The organism is Haloarcula hispanica ATCC 33960 (assembly GCF_000223905.1).
Classification (GTDB): domain Archaea; phylum Halobacteriota; class Halobacteria; order Halobacteriales; family Haloarculaceae; genus Haloarcula; species Haloarcula hispanica.
Genome location: NC_015943.1, coordinates 150,278 through 166,355, shown reverse-complemented (window position 1 = coordinate 166,355; position 16,078 = coordinate 150,278). Strand labels below are relative to the sequence as shown.

The following is a 16,078-nucleotide window of genomic DNA, read 5'->3' as shown; positions in this document are numbered from 1 at the left end:
ACTAAATTACGATACCACGAAGATGCGAAAACAAGGCGTGTTGTACTTGTTGGGATTCGGATACAAAGCTCCGGACAAAGTGGTGTGGTCGCCGGCCAGTGGCTGCCGGGTTGTGCGCCACGAGGGCCGAAGCGAGCGAGGGTCGAGCGTGGGTCTGCCAGCGCTGGCTCAACTCGAGTGTGGTCGTGATCGGCGTGGCCCTAGACGTGCGTGGCCGGCGACGTGCGTGGCACAGTGGACTCGCATGACACTCGGTGGGGCTGGCCCGCCATGTGCAGTCCCGGTCGGACTCTGGGGAGTGAGGTGAGATATATCTGTTCTCCAATAGTTATAGCCGGGGCTGAGTGGGCGGGTTTTATTCTACCTGAAATCCGCTGTTCGTCACCGACTCTTATGTTTTATTTCTTATGTACCGCTGCTTCCAGCGCCCGCCTCACGACTGAATCTCCAAAGGACAAGATAAAGAGTGTGTTACATCGGCGGTTTTCGGTGAATAATTCGACCGCCGTCTTGCGATTTGGGTTTGTGTCAGTCGGGGGTGGTGATTCACTGCCGGTGATTCAGACCGGGTGAAAACCGCCGCAGTCTTGCGATTTCAACGATATAATGGTAGCAATAAAGGTAAGTGTCGAAATTTGATAGAATTGGAGATAGACGTTCTTGCAATCCACTCTTACCAGCGGCGTAGAGAGAATTACAGTCACAGAACAGCACAAAAGTATTAGATATTCTATACAGAGGAACGAGTTCACAACGGCGGATTACATGAACTCAGATACGTCGCGCTCTTCCTCTTTTGACTCAGTTTCGTCCCGCTCTTCAGTCTCGTTTGAGTCCCCCTCTGCATCTGATTCAGTGGGTGATTCACCACCTTCCTGCTCGGCAGATTCCGTCCCTCCTAAGCTGGGATCTGGGTCCGGCTCAGAGAAGAGTCCGCCAGTGTTGTCGTCGGACTGCTGGTCGTGATCGCCACCGTCATACTCATCTTCTGAATCTGATAGGTTCGGGTGATCTGTGTCCGGAGACGTGACGGCAGTGTTTGCTGTTGTCTGGTCGAGTGGGTCGCTCGACTCGTCGTCGCCCAACCCGTCTGTCGCGTCGACGGTCGGCTCGACTTCGGGGTCACGATCCGGGCCACTCTCTCTGGACTCATCGTCGTCGTCCTCACCAAGTGACCCATAGAGCACATCATCAAGTCGGGCCCGAGTGAACGAGAACCAGCTGTCACTCTCGATGTCGGTATCATCCTCGGTGGGTTCCGGTTCCGAACTGCCCGGTGACTCCGCACCTTGCGCCGGAAGGCTATCGCGAACGTCCGCCAGTTCATAAGACTGCCCGTGGACCCACGTCGTCCGAGAGACGGCAACGCACTCACCGGGCTGGAAGTCTCGGAGCAGGCCGGATGTGACCGGCGTCTTGTCCTTCTCTTTGTACGTGTCCCGAGCCTGTGTTCGGGGGTTCTCGCCGCGTCCCTGGTGGCTCATCGACACCATCTCGGAGCGATCATACTGCCGACTCTCGCCGAGTTCGTCGAGGATGAAGTCCGTCGACTCGCTGTCACCAGGTCCGAAGTAAACTCCCTGTGGACAGTTGCCGACAATGCCAGAGATTGTACTGTACGTGTCCTTGAGCTGGCCGATTGTTTGCACGCCGACTAGTGCCCGAGCCTTGTGTTTCCGGCCTCGGGCCGTGAGGTTCGTTACCTGAGTAAGCGCCGGCAGCGCGTCAATCTCGTCGAGGATATGGACCGTCGGGTTCGAGGCATTCATCGCGTAGCGGATCGACCAGTCCGCGAGCAGCTGATACATCGGCCCAAGCGTTTCCAGTTCCGTTGGGTTCGAGTCGATAATTAGGACCCGGCCTTCCGGGTTCTCGATGTACTCTTGCAGGGAGAACTCCCCGTAGTCTCCGAAGTCACCAGTGAAGACGGGATCGACGTTCTCTTTGATCGTCTGGTAGACGTTCTGTGCGCCTTTCCCCTTGTCAGGGTCGATGTGACCCGAGTCCAGCCGGTCGAATTCGTCAAGGGCTTTCTTGAGCGCGATGTGGCCCTCGTTGAGCAGCGAGACGATATCGGCATGACAGAGCGCGTGACGGCGACTGTTCTTTTTCGCGCTGAGATGGAGGTACATCAGCATCTCCGCGAAGGTCTGTTTGGCGGGCCGATGGAATGGGTCGTGGCCGTCGGCTTCGCCGAAGATCGCGCCGGCGACCTCGCGGAAGTCCGACTCTGAATCGGCGTCCTTGAACAGATTCCAGACTACGTCGCTGTCTTCGTGGCGGATGCGCTGAACGTCGAAGCCCAACTCCTCGTAGAATGCTTGAAAGTCCTCGCCGGTGTCGTGGGCGATGACTGCCGTGTTACTGTAGTACGGGAACTGGTAGGCCAGCAGCTTCATCATCGACGTCTTCCCACTCCCGGTTTCCCCTACGACGGCTGTAGAGACATCCTGATCGAGCGTGAACGGCATCTCAGCCTCTTCGTGTTCGTGAGAGACCTCTTCGAGTGGGACGACGGACTCTCCGTCGTCGTGGTCCCACTGGTTCATCGCGAGCATTTCCGGCGAGGTCCGGCGGAGCAGTTCCCCTGAGAACACGATACCGATTGAGATGGCATACAGGAGCACCGTGGTCGAGTACGAGACCATCGGCAGCGATAGCCCCGGCACGGTGAAGTCAGCGAATAGTGTTCCGACTGAGATGGCAGCCAGAACGTGTGCGAACGGGAACAACAGCGCTGCGCTGGGTGTCTGGACAAGCACGTCATAGAAGAACGCCGTGCTGATGAGTCCGAACCCGAGGTAGATGTAGCGCCACGCCCAGAACCGCTTCGGAAGGACCTTGTCACTATCGACGATCATCGGTGGGAACAACAGCATGAACCCGGCCCAGACGAACCCGACGACGTTGTCGTACTTGAGGCTATTCGGAACCTCTCCGGAGCGTTGTCCCGGTGGTGCAGAGGAACTAGAACTCACTGCCACCACCCGACTTCGCGTTCGGGTTCCTGCTCGCGTTCAAGCGCAGCTTCGGGTTCGCGTTCAGTTGCCGCCTGTTCTTCGGCTCTCTCCGCAGCACGTTCTGAGAGTGGCTCAGTTTGGCGCTCATCGCTCGCTTTCTCAGCCGTGGGTTGTCCGACGTCTTTCTGCTGGCCCTTCTCAGTCGCGCGCTTGAGGGCTTTTTCTGCTTCGGGGTTCAGCGACAGTTCTGCCTCGTGGTACTGCTCCCGAGCTTCTTGATCCACGACTCGGCCAATGTCCTCCGGAGCATCGCGAGGGGCAGCCGTTGGGTCGCGTGTTCGAGCGGGTTCTTCAAACGCGGTCGCTGCCTGTTCGCGCATCTGCCGGATATCTTCCCGACCCATTTCTAATTCCGCACGCTCGCCAGTCGCCGCGATATGTGCATGGGGAAACTCTGTGTCTCGGTGAACGCCATACACGCAGTCGGTTGTCGGCTGTTGAGCCAGCCCGCTATTCACCAGCTCCCGAGTGTTATCACGGACTTCTTCTGGCGAATATTGTCCTGTAGGGTCTGGCGAGACGATTAAATGCCGCTGGAATCCGAACTCGCGGCTCTTGTCGACAAACCGATTCACCTCTGAGTCAGACAGTTCTCGCCCGGCGGGGTTTCGGAGGTCGACCGTCGCGCCGGCGTCCTGTTCGCGATCACGCTGAATGTAATCGACGAGGTTCCCTGCACCACCCTCCTGATAATCTGTTTTCAGCATCATGCACTCTCACCTGCCGATTCAGCAGCGGTCGAGGCATCTGACTCAGGGTTGCTTTCCTCGTCTGGTGTTTGCGATTCTATGTCTGGATCTCTCCCAACATGCTCGCCGGCAAATTTCAGCGCAAGCCGTCGCTGTTCAGCTGAGTAGTCATCTTGAATCAGTTTCCAGATCGCGATGGTGTATGCCGTCCGGACTTTTTGGACGGTTTTTACCTCCTCCATTGTTCCAGACTCAAATTCTTCTAACAGCTCTGTCACCTCGCGTTTTGCCTCCTCCAGCAGAGCTTCGATTTTTGTGTTAGTGCTGTACCGCTGATACTGACTCTCTCCAGTCTCCCATTCAACGTAGTCCTCGATAACCTCGTGTCCATATTCGGAGGTGGATGTCCCCGCGGCGTCAGCCAGCTGGTCAAACAATTTTTTGTTCTCTTCGGTCGTGTAAATCTGGAGTAGAGTGCGTCTCTCAGTCATTCCTGACCCTCCTTGTTTCGGATGGTTTCAACCTCTTCCTCTAGTTTACCAGTCGCTTCCTCCATCGCAGTAGCGCGCTTGTCTGCCGGGAATTCTGAGGAGATTAAATCCCACAGAGCGACCGAGTAGAACAGTTCCTGATCCGTGTCAACGTTTGTTGCTTCCTCAACGTCTTCGACGACGGCATCAGCGATGTAGTCCAGTTCCGATCCAAGATTTAATTCCCCCGCACGCTGTTCCTGTAGTTCACGAGATATACGCTGTTCCGTAGCTTTCAGAATGTACTCTGAAACCCCTTCTCCCGTTTTGTTAGCCTGCTTCACGATCTCTTTTCGCTGCTCTGCACTCAACCGAACTGTAACTGTTTCATCCATGTGAATTACTCCGTAGTGTCAAACTCCGCATCAGTCTCTGCCTCGATACCACCGTCAGCGACAACTGCTTCTGGCTGTGTCTGGTCAAGCGCTACAGACACCACATCCACCAACTCGTCTTCGCTGAGTCCGTTGAGGACGTGTTCAGCCTTCTCAGGCGATAATCCGTGATTCGTTAGCTCTTGTTCGACTGCTTTGGAATGGACGAACTCTTCGAAATCAGCAGCGCGGGAGTCAGCCTCGTGAGCAACAACGTCGAGCGCATCTTCCGCGTCAGCGTCGAGGTCAATGATCTGCTTTTCCTCCCACGACGTCTTGATCGTCAGCGGGTAATCGCCATGTTCGTCGACGCGAACCAGTGCTTGCGAGTAGCCCTGTCCGTCGCCCAGCGACTCCTTGCCGGCTTCGGCGTGCTGGATGTAGGACTGCTGTTCGTCCGTCAGGCCAGCGCTTGTTGCGGTTTCATCGCCCAGTTCCGGCTCGCGGTGATGCACCTTGATCGGGCACATTCCTGCGATTTCCTCAGCGGCTCCCTTATCCTCGAACTCAGAGAGCGTCTGGGACAGCATCACTAGCCGGAGTCCAGCGTGGCGCTGGTGGCGAGCAATCTGGTTCAGCGACTCCAAGTTCGCGTCGTCGTTGAACAGGTAGTGAGCTTCGTCGATGATGATCTCGACCTTCTGCTGCATATTCTTGGCCTGCTGGTACAGCGTGCTCAGCAGCAACTGCATGATGAACGATTGCTTGCCGAGGCCACTGCCCGAGCCTTCGACCTGCTGGAGGTCCAGATAGACGGCCTTGCTGCTGTCGTCGATCAGCCGCAGGTCCGACTCTTTCGAGAGGTTGCCAAACGTACTCCCCGGTCGGAACGGATGCAGCGCAATCGAGAGTTCGTTTGCGTACTGCTGGATTTTCTGCTGGGAGGACTCCGTTGTCGCTCCGGGGAACATTCCCGGCTCTTCCTGGAGACGGTCGACCACTTCGAGGAAGTCACTCAGGTCCGGCGAGTTCTCCGGCGTGTGCGTCGACGGGTCCGCTGGGTCGATATCGGACTCGGAGAATATCGTGTCGATCAGGAACGTGATGAGGCCGCTGTGCATCTCCAGATCGACATCCCGCGATTGCAGGAAGTTCTCGATGACCCCGTACACTTCGTCTTTCTTGGCAGAGACCGGCTGCATATCCGGGGATTGTTCGAGGACATGCTGAGGCGTCGGATGCATCTCGCACGGGTTCAGCGGCGTCTCGCCGCTGATTGTGATCGTCTTTGCATCCAGCATCTTCGCGCTGCCGTGCATATCCCCGACCGGGTCGATGTAGATCTGCTTGACGTCCGACCGCTTTTTCAGCATCCGCATCGCCCGAGCCTGCGTGCCGTGGGTTTTCCCGCCGCCGGGCATTCCAGTCACCAGCTCCGAGTGGCCAGTTTCCAGTTCCCACGGGTCGATCAACAGCGAGGAGTCGTTGTGCCCGTGCAGTCCGTACTCGATGCCGTCCTCCATCCGCAGGTAGTTCGACGAGAACGGGAACAGCGACCCGAGCGCTTCCCCGGTCATTGAGGAGAGTCGGTTTTGTCCGAGTTCGTTGGCCCCGATCGGCGAGACAGTCACCAGTCCTGCTTCCTGCCGGCGGGTCGTTCGCTTGACGCCGCAGTTCGACGGCGAGTCGCGCAGCAGCGTTTCGAGCCGGTTCGTTTGCTTCCGGAGGTCTTCTTCGGTCTCAGCCGTCAGCCGGATGAACGCTCCGACACGGAACAGCGACGTGTGATTGCGCCGGACCATCTGCCGGATGTACTTTGCCTGGTTGACTTCCTGTTCGATATCCTCCGCTTCCAGCTCCCCCTTATCGTTTTGCAGCATCTTCAGGGAGGAGATCCACTCTTTCATCACCGACACTGCTGTATCAGCGTCGTATGGGTCGATGTGGATTGAGACGTCGACGGCAAGGTCCGTATCCAATAGCAGTTGCTCCAGCATCCCACTCGTCGGATGCTCGGGATACGTCTCGATCCAGAAGCACCGGGTGTACGTCTCTTGGTCGATGAGGGCGTGGTCGGCTTCCCACTCGATATCTGTCGGCGCGACCAGTGACCGATGGTTCTCACCGGGCCGGTGGAGTTGGGAGACGAAGTCGGTCTCGTCGACCTCGTAGTCGGTCCCACCGACGTCGTCGGTGTCCATCCCCTCCGCAGCGTCATGGGCTGCGGCACCCTCGCCGTGCTTGATGAGTTCCCGTGCCGAGTACGTCACCGGGGAGACGGAGGCCGCCTCTTCGTACTCCCGCTCGGACCGCGTTTCGCAGGCCCAGTAGTCCTCGGTCAAGTGCGCCAGTTCGTGGGGGCTGACCGACCGGCTACGGCACCGAAACATATTGTTGACTGCTCTGTCGACGGTTTCGAGCCGGTCGTGGAGCTTCTTGGCTTTGAACTCCTCTCGCTCGGCGTCAGTGAGCGTGTCACTGTCGAACCGAGTGAACAGCCGCCCAATGACCGGTATCCCAGTCAGGTAATCCGCGATGGAGTCGCTGTTCATCTGGAGATCATGGATATCGTCGTCAGTGACCCAGACGACGATGTAGTACTTGCGCTGGAGTTCAGTCTCAGTCTCAACGTTGCCGCTGTCGTCGGTGTAGCGGTTGACGAACTCCATGAGGACGCCCCGGAAGATCGAATGGCTCTTCGCATCGGGGTCGTCGAGTCGGTCGACGTGTGCCTGAATGTGGGACTCGTTGTCGACTTCGGCCGTCGTGACATGGAGTTTCGCCCGCCCAGTCAGGGATTCAGACAGGCGTGTGAGTGACTTGACGGCTTTGTCCCATTTCTCGTCATCTTGTAGCGACATATTGGCGGGCTCGACTTCGACCGCACCGACGTACGCTCCGTCGACGCGCTCAATGCCGTGGGGCATAACCCGCTCTAGTCGCGTGACCTGCCGAGTATCCTGATTCCCCTGGCCGTGAGTGTACTGGCGCTTTTTGACGAGCCAGAACAGTTTGACTCGCAGCCACTCAGTCAGGCGATAGTGATCTGGCCGGACTTTGTGCAGGATGTACAGGAAGACTTCCACGACCGCTGTGAGTGCCAACGTGGGGAAGAACAGCGCCGCCGGCACGAACGGCATCCCCATCGCAACGAGGAAGCCAAACGGCGGGATGAGGAACAGGATAAGTTCCCCGAGTGTGTAGTCGCCCCAGAAGTTGGTCGAATCTCCGAGGGATTCGTGGATAATGTTCGTATTGTACTCTTCTTCTGAGTCAGCCATTAGTCGTCATCCTCCTTGTGCGGCAGGCCGTCGCGGTACACATCCGGCCCTAATATATCGTCATCAGTCGCAAACACATCCTTGAGCGAGTCGTACGACTCGGACCCACCAGAGTCGGTATCGGTCCCGTTTTCGTCGGGTTTCCCATCCGAGAACGGCGGGTCTGAGTCAGACTCGTAGACTCTGGTATCGCCAGAGTTGATCTGCGTCTGGCGCTCCATCTTGGTTTGCTGCTCCATCTTCGTCTGGAGTTCACTAATCGGGGTGTCGTCACTCTTAGAGTCGCCGGACGAGCCGGACGAACCACCGTTGGTGAATCGGCTGTTGAGGGGACTTCCACTGCCGCTCCCGCCGCCAGAGGGCGGTGAGCCACCAGATCCACCAGACCCGCTACTGCCACTGCCGCCGCCAGAAGGCGGAGCGGAACCGCCTGAGCCACCGCCGCCGGAGCCACTGTTGCCGCCACCTCCGGAGCCGGTGGGACTACTGCCGCCACCGGAGCCGGTGGGGCCGCCGCTAGAACCCCTCTTCATGCCAGCGGGGTTAGCTGCCATCTGGCGGTGGACCATCTGGGCTCCCGTGGCAGCACTGCCGACACGCCCTTTTGCAGCGCCTGAGGCAGCTCGAATCGTGCCACCCGTCGCCATTGCTGCGCCGGGGCCGCCGACCGCGCCAGCGCCGGCTGTCGCCGCCGCACCACCAGCCGCCGCACCGATCTTGAGTGGTTTTTTGCCGCCGGCGAGCGCCTGTTCGCTGACTTGGATTGCCACACGGCTACTGCGCTGGATGAGGACCTTCTGAGACTTCGCCGCCAAGTACAGCGTCACGAGGCTGATGAACAGCGATAGCTTAGAGGGAAGTCCCCAGTTTGTCGCCTCGAAGCTCATGCGGATCAAGATTGCAGGCGGGATACCCGCAGCGAGGACTCCGGGATACGCGCCGGCGACCTGTTTTGCCAGTCCCGAGAAGCGGTTCAGCGGCCAGACTTCGACTGCCCAGAACGTCGCAACCAGTGGCATCGACAGCGTCAGCAGGAAGACCAGCAGCCACCGAGTGATGAAGATGAACGCCGCCTTGAGGTAAACGTACAGTCCGACGATCATCAGAACGACGAAGATCCCAAGGCTGAGATCCGCAATCTGCTGGGCTGAGCTGATTAGTGCAGCAATCTCTTCTTTCGACTGACCGGAACGGTAGATTACATTTCCGATAGCGTCGAAGAACTGCGTCCCCAGCGAGGCTACCGGGAGCCAGAAGAACAGCGAAAGAAATGCTACTCCGAGGCGACGTAGGAGTTTCTTCCGGATAATCGGGTTCATCGACCCGTATCTAAGCCCAATCATCGCCAAGACGATGAACTGCAGTCCGAGTGCTAGCCCGACTACCCCCTCAAAATAGATACCCGATATTAGCGAGTCCCATGGGACATTACTCGCAGACTCAAATGCAATGTCGACGGGGGCTGCTGAATTCGGTCCTTCAGGAGCAGGCGTCCGCACCATCGGATCAATAATGGCTTGGAAAAACCCATCAAGATAATTGATTATCTGCGTTTTAAGTTGAGCAAAGAAGCCGCTGATACCAGCTGTAATTGCCGATGAGAGTTCTCCAACCACTCTCTCGACAACCTCCTTCACGATTTCCCCAGCAATTCCCGACTGCATTGCTACGTCTCCGTCTCCGTCTTTGTCGGGGTTGTGGTGACCTCTTCTGGCTCACCAGCTAGGGTTCGTTTGCACCCGTTACCGGTGCTGTCAAACCTGTCAGTATACTTGATAGGTTGGATGACAGTAACCGGGTCACTCCAGAGGAATCCAACAGTCAATTCCTCCTCTCTTAGAGTCGTTTCTTCGACTTTTACGCAGTGTGGGCCATCGGAGAGGAGAAAAGTAAATTCGACAATCCCGGTTTCACCCGGCTTTATTGGTTCAAATGCTTTGCTGTCTTTGTTTTCTCCATTGAGGATTGTCCGCGTTGCTGCGCCAGTTCGCTGGCCCACATTCCGGACAACCACCCCTAAGCTATCGTCGCGGATCTTTTCGTGCTCAGTCCCAGGAACGGCTTCTTCAAACTCAAACGTGGTGCCCAGTTCGAGTGGGAGTTTAGTTTCGACGTCGTCACCACGGAGATAGAGTGTGTGCTGGCCCCGAGGCAGCGGCTCATTCGAGTCCTCGCCCTCTGTTAGCGAAAGGCGTGTCCGGGTTTCACCGGGGCTGAAATAGTCGCTGACGAACTCCCGCCCGGACTCTGTGATGATGCTGACCGATGAGGGCTCGATCTCATCGGTCACAGCCACTTCCAGAGCCAATTGACGGCCGTTCTCGACAATCTCAATCGACGTCTCTTCGATGTAGTCGGACTGCTCTTCTGGTGGGCCGGCGCTTCCGTCACCTCCGTCACCGCTATTAGACAGCCCGCCACTGCAGCCTGCAAGCGCGGCAAGGCTCCCGCTAAGGAGTCCAAGCACTGTTCTGCGGTCGATACTGCTATTTCGTGGTATATTTTGCTTTGTCATGGATTATACCAACCAACAAATTTGCCTCTCGTCCAGACGTCGTAGCCATACAGCGCCAGCACAGCCGGCAACACCGTCAGGAGCGTCACTACAGCGAGGTCGATGAACTCCGCAAGGTCGGGGAGATTCACTTCGTAGGCGACCCGCTCTTGGGTGTCTCGTACCGGGACAGCACGCCCTTGCTCCCACCAGATTTGGGCCGGACGATACGTGACTATCGCCGAGGAGACTTCGCCCTGGTCGACGGTGACCGTAATCTCATCATCGCCAGACAGTGGCCGTTCGACCCGGGACTGTCCCGTTGCGACGGTAACGTTCCCTGCCGCAATCGGGAAGCCAGCCGTCGGTTCGACCCGGACCAGCAGGTCCGTCGAGTTGTCAGTCGAGTTGACGACCTCAGAGGTGATGTTGACCTCGCGGATTAGCGTCGGGTTCGTCGAGTCCGCTGGCTGTTCGATGCTGTTCCCGCGAACCAGTCCGTTGATCTCGAAGTTCTCTGTCCGGAGTTGTTCCGCACTCCGTATCGTGAACCGATCTGCCGTCGTGAACGTCTCCGAACGGTTGATCCGAATCTCCGGCGGGAGCGTCGTCCTGTTGGTCGCGTTCGCCGTCGTGTTCACAGTCGCATTCGTCGGATACGTCGCTTCGAGCGACGGCACGAACCGCCAGCCGTCGGAACTCTCATTTTGGACGCGGTTGACCGTGACTGCCGGACCTTCCGTCGTCCGGACAGCATGGGTTTCGAGTGGCCGTACTGGCGTGGTCGTGTTCTCCGACCAGTTCGCCCAGCCGGGCGGTGAGCGGGTATAGAACCGCCACTTGCTCTGGACCTCGTATCCGCCATCGAACTGGACGCTCTGCCAGCTGCCGGGGATTACGGTCCCGATCCGATAGTCGTCGGTCGTGGCCCCTCTGCCGTTCGGGACGACGCCGGGCTCGACGACCATCTCCCGCTCGGAGAGGTTTTCCACCTGGACCGTCCGCGAGTCCGTAACCGTCAGTTCGTACTCGTCAATCTCGTCATCGCCAATCTCCGAGAGATTCGTCGAGATCGTCGTGACCAACTGGAGTTCCGTGGTCCCGTTGATCTCCGTGTAGTTGAGCGTGGGCTGGGCGGCAGTGCTGTTGTCCATCGCAGTGCCGTTGGCGTACAGCGTCGTGTTCGTCGACGTATTCAGGACGCGGAAGTCGTCCTCGAAGAACTCCGAGATGTACACCCGGTAGTCGTGAATGGCACGCACGGTCCCGTTCGCACGGACCAGCCGTTCCGTACCCGACTTTTTGTGGACGACCGTTGATGGCTCGATGCTGAAGAACGCGACGTAGGCGTCACGAATCCAGATGCCAGAGCGAGTGTCCGTGACGTTCACTGGGTGCGAGGCGTTCTCGATGCCAGTCCGGAACGAGTCGTGTTCGGGCCGGTTCCACAGCGTTGTGTTCGATGGTTCGCGAGAGACCATATCTCCCGTGCAAGAGGGGAGGACGGCCAGCGTGCCGTTCTCAGCCCCGGTCCGGTCGGCCCGCGTAAGGTTCGGATGGTCAGGGTCGCCAGACCACAGCGCACGGAAGAACGTGTGGTTGTGGTGGTAGGACCGGTTCGGGGGCACAACGCCTGCTGTCGCGTTTTCTCCCACTGACGCATTGGCCGGCGGGTTCGAGGCGTTCTCGTAGCACGAGACTTTCGCGCTGAGGTTCTGCCTTGCTCCGAGTTCGACGGATCTGTTTGCTTCTGTTTGGTTCGCCGCTGGCCCTCGATCAACGGACTCGTTGCCCTCGGTTCCGTTGGCTGTTGTCCTGTTGCCTGCTGTCTCGTTGCCTGCTGGGTCTTGGACGCTGGAGTCGTTGTTGTCAGTGCGATTCGTCTGTGTTCCCTCGCTGTTGGAGCCATTCGGCGCGGTGGCGTTCTGTTGGAGTATCCCCACGCCACCGTGACTCGCGTCGGGAAGGGAGTGTGCCGTCCCCCGCTCAATTTGGGCTGGGTTGCTGCCAGTGGCCGCCGGCCCCGCAGCTGCGGCTGTCGAGAGCAGCGAGCAAAGGGCCGCGATCATCAGCAGTGAGCGGAGTGATGGCATCGTATCTTCAGAATGGCGTCACGCAGTCAGAGAAGCCGAAACCGACGTTGTCCCCGAACTTCGTGATGAGTTCTGGAGCCACGATTGCCAGCACGACGACGCCGAGGCCGACCAGCGAGAGGATAAGGTCCCGGCGAGCCTCGTTTTGCTGGTTCGGGTTGCCAGAGGCTCGCATATACGACAGGCCACTGCGACCGACGAACACCATCGTCGCTGGCAGGCCAAGACCAGCCAGTGCGCCAAAGACGACGTCGACGCCGTCCTCGACAGCAGTGTCACAGTAGATGTTCCCGACGTCGGTCTGGCCCATCGCCGAGCCAGCAAACAGCGTGAGGATCAACAGCAGTTGGGTCGCCTGTCGCACGCCGGGCGTGAGCCACGCGTCAGCAAACCGCCGCTTCGCGTGAGTGTAAAGTGTTGGTTGTGTGTTCGATGCGTTCGATTCGTTGGTTTGCGTTGACATAGATGTCTCTGGTTTTGCGGTCTTGCTTGCCCACCGATTCCCCACAGGTGATCCGCTACCGCTGTTGTGTTACCTTTCTTACACAGTTGGTGAATCCTATTCTGAATTCGCCAGCACGTATTGACAGTGAGACTATCAAAAAACTTGTGAACAAGATGAAGGGTTCTAGATTGTGATAGGTAGTCTTACTCGGCAATGCCTTAATTTTCGAACCGCATGAATCCTAATGCTAAGTGGAATACGTATTAGTACATCAACTAGTAGTCTTGTTAACTATTCATTCAGCCTCAGAAATCCCAGATACTATGTCAGATATTACGGTAATTAAAGAGCTAATATTGACGGTGTCTGCTGGTGGTATATTTAACATAATTGGGTCAGCCAAAGATGACTGCAGTGAAGCTATAGAATCGGATCAATAGAACAGTCATTAGGTTAGTTTCATAGAAAGACAAAAGCGGGGCAGTAAACGAGCCAGATTGAAATCAGAGCTTTGGGTCGTCCATGTCGTGGACCACTCCCATGTCATCAATGTCGCCGCACACACCCCCATGTCGTCAACTCTGGGCGCCGGTAAACGATACCACAAGAGAAGTAAAACCGAGGAACTGGACCATAGTGAGTACGAAACCAAATCGGACGCGGAAGTGGCTGAAAGCCTCGGTCTGGCGCATCTCCCCGAAGCAGACCAGTCGGACAAGGAGCCAATTCCAGAGCTCGTTGACCGACGCACTGGTGAGGGCCTCGCCGGCTACGAGAAGCGTGTGGGTGAAGAAGCCGACCACACCCGGTTGGCCAATGAGACACGAGCCATCGTGGAATCCAGCGAGACGACCACGGCGGAGGCGTCCACGGAGGAACCCACCTTCGAGACTACCAAGTACACCGCAGCGTGGGTCACGGACAACAGCCGTCCCGACGAGGTTGACGAGCAGCAGGATGAGCTTCCGGACAACGTCCCGCCGAAAGCCACAGTCACGATCAAGGAGATCAACGACAACCGCTATTATTACTGGCAGTGGCGGGAAGACGATAAGGTAATCTCCAAATATAAAGGGCCAGTCAACCCGGACGAATAAGACGACAACTGTTGTTATTTCGTCGGATCACACCCCCCGTGTGCGAAGTGAATTCGCCGACGGAGTCGAGGTAGGGCTCCCCGTGTGCGATATGATTTTGGTCGCTTTCCGCGTGGACCCCGTGTGAGAGCTGAATTGACTGATCAGTCTAGAGGAGACACCCCGTGTGCGAAATGAAATCTTGCGTACTGTTGTCAGACATACTTAGTCATTCTAATAATACGCTCACCGAGGCCACTCCCCTGTGTGCGAAACGAATTTGATGCCGCCGTCGGCGTCTCTTCGTGTTAGTTCCCTTCGAAGAAATCGTCTATCTGCGCGTTGACAACAGATTTGACAAGATCTTCCTCGTGTTCAGCACCCTCAAGTCGGAAGTCAGTCTGGAGTGTCTCGGCGACCACTTCCGGATCGTCGACAAATGTGTACTCCTTGTGGACACCACTGCCGTAGCCGCGCCCACGTTTCTCAGACGTGACGAAATTATAGGTTTCAGCCTCATTCATATATCGCAAATAGGAGTCGCGCGATTTTTCAGCAGCATCTAGAATGTCGGTGAGATACTGGTACACTCGGAAGGCAACCGTACTGGGGACGGCATTCAAATTTCGCTGCGAGTAAACAGGAACAATCGCGGTGGCGTAAAGTGAGAGTTTCTTCTGCGTTGATAATCCCTGCATCTGCGTTAGCGTTCGGTCCCGTTCGGCCTCTTTCTGAGCATCGCGAACATGCGCTTCACGGACCGTATCTTCTTCAGCTCGGTCGGCGATTTCACCCGCCTTTCGGAACAGATCGATTGCTTTCCGTGCGTCACCGTGATCCTGAGCAGCAAATGCGGCACTGATCGGAATAATTCCGTCCTCAAGGACGTTGTCTTGGTACGCGTCGCGACGGCGTTCGAGAATCGCCTGCAGTTGGTTCGCATCGTAGTCGGGAAAGACGACGTCCTGCGGATTGAACGAACTCTCTGCCCGGCCGTCGAGATCCTCCATGAACCGGGGGTCATTCGTAAGCGCAGCAACGGATACGTGCCCCTCGATGCGACCAAGCTGGGAGGCTCGCGACAGTTGGTAGAGCAGTTTCGAATACGCCGGCTCATCGTTCGGATCACGTTGCCGACCCACTAGGAGGTCGACCTCGTCGAGAATGATGATAACTGAGTCGAAGTTATTGCTCAAAATCTCGTAGAATCGATCAAGCTTCTGGTCAGTCGAAATCCCACTCTCTGGGACGCCGACGTCGACGCCAGCTTCTTCAGCCGCGTTCTTCACAAGTCGATAGACAGCCCGATCGTGGGATTTGATCGTCTGGCAGTTGATTTTGATGACACCGAACCGATCTCCTTGCGAGGTCGCGAGTTCGAGAACCTGCTGACAGACCGCATTGATGATGAGTGACTTGCCGGTTCCCGACGGCCCATAGAGGAGCATATTGGGTGGTCGATTCCCCTGCAGTGCCGGTCGTAGGTAGGTGATAATGTCGTCCAGTTGGTCATCGCGACCGACAATCCGGTCCTCATCGATGACGGCATCCGGGTCGAGAAGTCCCTTATCTCGAAAGACAGAGTTCTGAACGCCCTCCTGAAGACGGCCTTTAATAGATTGTGAGAGGGATTCTTGATCGTCGCCGTCAGGCATGTTTGCGCAGTTAGGGCGAAACTATAAATAAATAGTGATACCGTGTGCGAGGTTAAATCATCCGAATTCAAGAGGTAGAGTGCATTTAGGCGAGGGTAGTAGATGAGATTGGGTAACCGCGGGCGAAATCAATTGGTCGTAGTCACCCCCCGTGTGCGATATGAAATCCCGAATAATTCATCAAACAGCTGTTGATGTCAAGGCGAGTCAAAAGAACTCGGCGGAGGCACCCCCCGTGTGCAAGATGAAATATCAGACGTAGTCTCGGGCCGGATAGTACCAAGAATATCTCTCGGCTATCCTGAGTGAGATGGGATCTCGTCACTAAGCTACCCCCACACCCCGTGTGCGATATGAATTTAGCGAGAGGGGGAACGGAGATGAATCATCTGAGGAACTTGGTATTCGCCCGGAGAACCCACGAGAAGACACAGGACCGGCAAAGACCGTCAACCCAGGAAAAAGCAAAGGAACAATTGAG

Annotated in this window: 11 protein-coding genes; 1 reads left to right on the top strand and 10 read right to left on the bottom strand. The window is 57.1% G+C overall.

Annotated elements, in window-relative coordinates:
- Positions 1-761 precede the first annotated feature (761 nt).
- From HAH_RS15970 to HAH_RS15930, 9 genes are read right to left on the bottom strand one after another with little or no spacing between them, the layout of a single operon-like run.
- The gene (locus HAH_RS15970; RefSeq protein ID WP_014030734.1) at positions 762-2,978 is read right to left on the bottom strand and encodes a type IV secretory system conjugative DNA transfer family protein; all 2,217 of its coding nucleotides are present in this window, start codon (positions 2,976-2,978) and stop codon (positions 762-764) included.
- A complete protein-coding gene (locus tag HAH_RS15965; protein WP_023842965.1) occupies positions 2,975-3,730 on the bottom strand; it encodes a hypothetical protein in 756 nt (251 codons plus the stop codon). The genes HAH_RS15970 and HAH_RS15965 overlap by 4 nt, the downstream gene beginning before the upstream one ends.
- The gene (locus tag HAH_RS15960; RefSeq protein WP_011222345.1) at positions 3,727-4,200 is read right to left on the bottom strand and encodes a hypothetical protein; all 474 of its coding nucleotides are present in this window, start codon (positions 4,198-4,200) and stop codon (positions 3,727-3,729) included. Before HAH_RS15960 ends, HAH_RS15965 begins: the two co-directional genes overlap by 4 nt.
- Positions 4,197-4,574: a plasmid mobilization protein gene (locus HAH_RS15955; protein WP_014030732.1), complete on the bottom strand. Its 378-nt coding sequence runs from the start codon at positions 4,572-4,574 to the stop codon at positions 4,197-4,199. Before HAH_RS15955 ends, HAH_RS15960 begins: the two co-directional genes overlap by 4 nt.
- Positions 4,575-4,579: 5 nt before the next feature.
- Positions 4,580-7,834 (bottom strand): VirB4 family type IV secretion system protein, encoded by a 3,255-nt coding sequence (locus tag HAH_RS15950; RefSeq protein ID WP_014030731.1) that lies wholly within the window; start codon positions 7,832-7,834, stop codon positions 4,580-4,582.
- The gene (locus HAH_RS15945) at positions 7,834-9,498 is read right to left on the bottom strand and encodes a hypothetical protein (protein ID WP_014030730.1); all 1,665 of its coding nucleotides are present in this window, start codon (positions 9,496-9,498) and stop codon (positions 7,834-7,836) included. The genes HAH_RS15950 and HAH_RS15945 overlap by 1 nt, the downstream gene beginning before the upstream one ends.
- Positions 9,499-9,500: 2 nt before the next feature.
- Positions 9,501-10,349, bottom strand: a complete 849-nt coding sequence (locus HAH_RS15940; RefSeq protein ID WP_014030729.1) for a hypothetical protein — start codon at positions 10,347-10,349, stop codon at positions 9,501-9,503.
- Positions 10,346-12,421: a hypothetical protein gene (locus HAH_RS15935; RefSeq protein ID WP_014030728.1), complete on the bottom strand. Its 2,076-nt coding sequence runs from the start codon at positions 12,419-12,421 to the stop codon at positions 10,346-10,348. Before HAH_RS15935 ends, HAH_RS15940 begins: the two co-directional genes overlap by 4 nt.
- Positions 12,422-12,428: 7 nt before the next feature.
- Entirely contained in the window at positions 12,429-12,884 is a 456-nt protein-coding gene (locus HAH_RS15930; protein WP_014030727.1) for a pilin, read from the bottom strand.
- Between the two features lie 647 nt (positions 12,885-13,531).
- On the opposite strand from HAH_RS15930, the gene HAH_RS20080 reads away from it, so the two are divergent.
- The gene (locus tag HAH_RS20080) at positions 13,532-13,963 is read left to right on the top strand and encodes a hypothetical protein (protein ID WP_174878669.1); all 432 of its coding nucleotides are present in this window, start codon (positions 13,532-13,534) and stop codon (positions 13,961-13,963) included.
- A 287-nt stretch (positions 13,964-14,250) separates the two neighbouring features.
- Here the strand turns inward: HAH_RS20080 and HAH_RS15920 are convergent, their stop codons facing one another.
- The gene (locus HAH_RS15920) at positions 14,251-15,597 is read right to left on the bottom strand and encodes an orc1/cdc6 family replication initiation protein (RefSeq protein WP_014030725.1); all 1,347 of its coding nucleotides are present in this window, start codon (positions 15,595-15,597) and stop codon (positions 14,251-14,253) included.
- Positions 15,598-16,078: the final 481 nt, after the last annotated feature.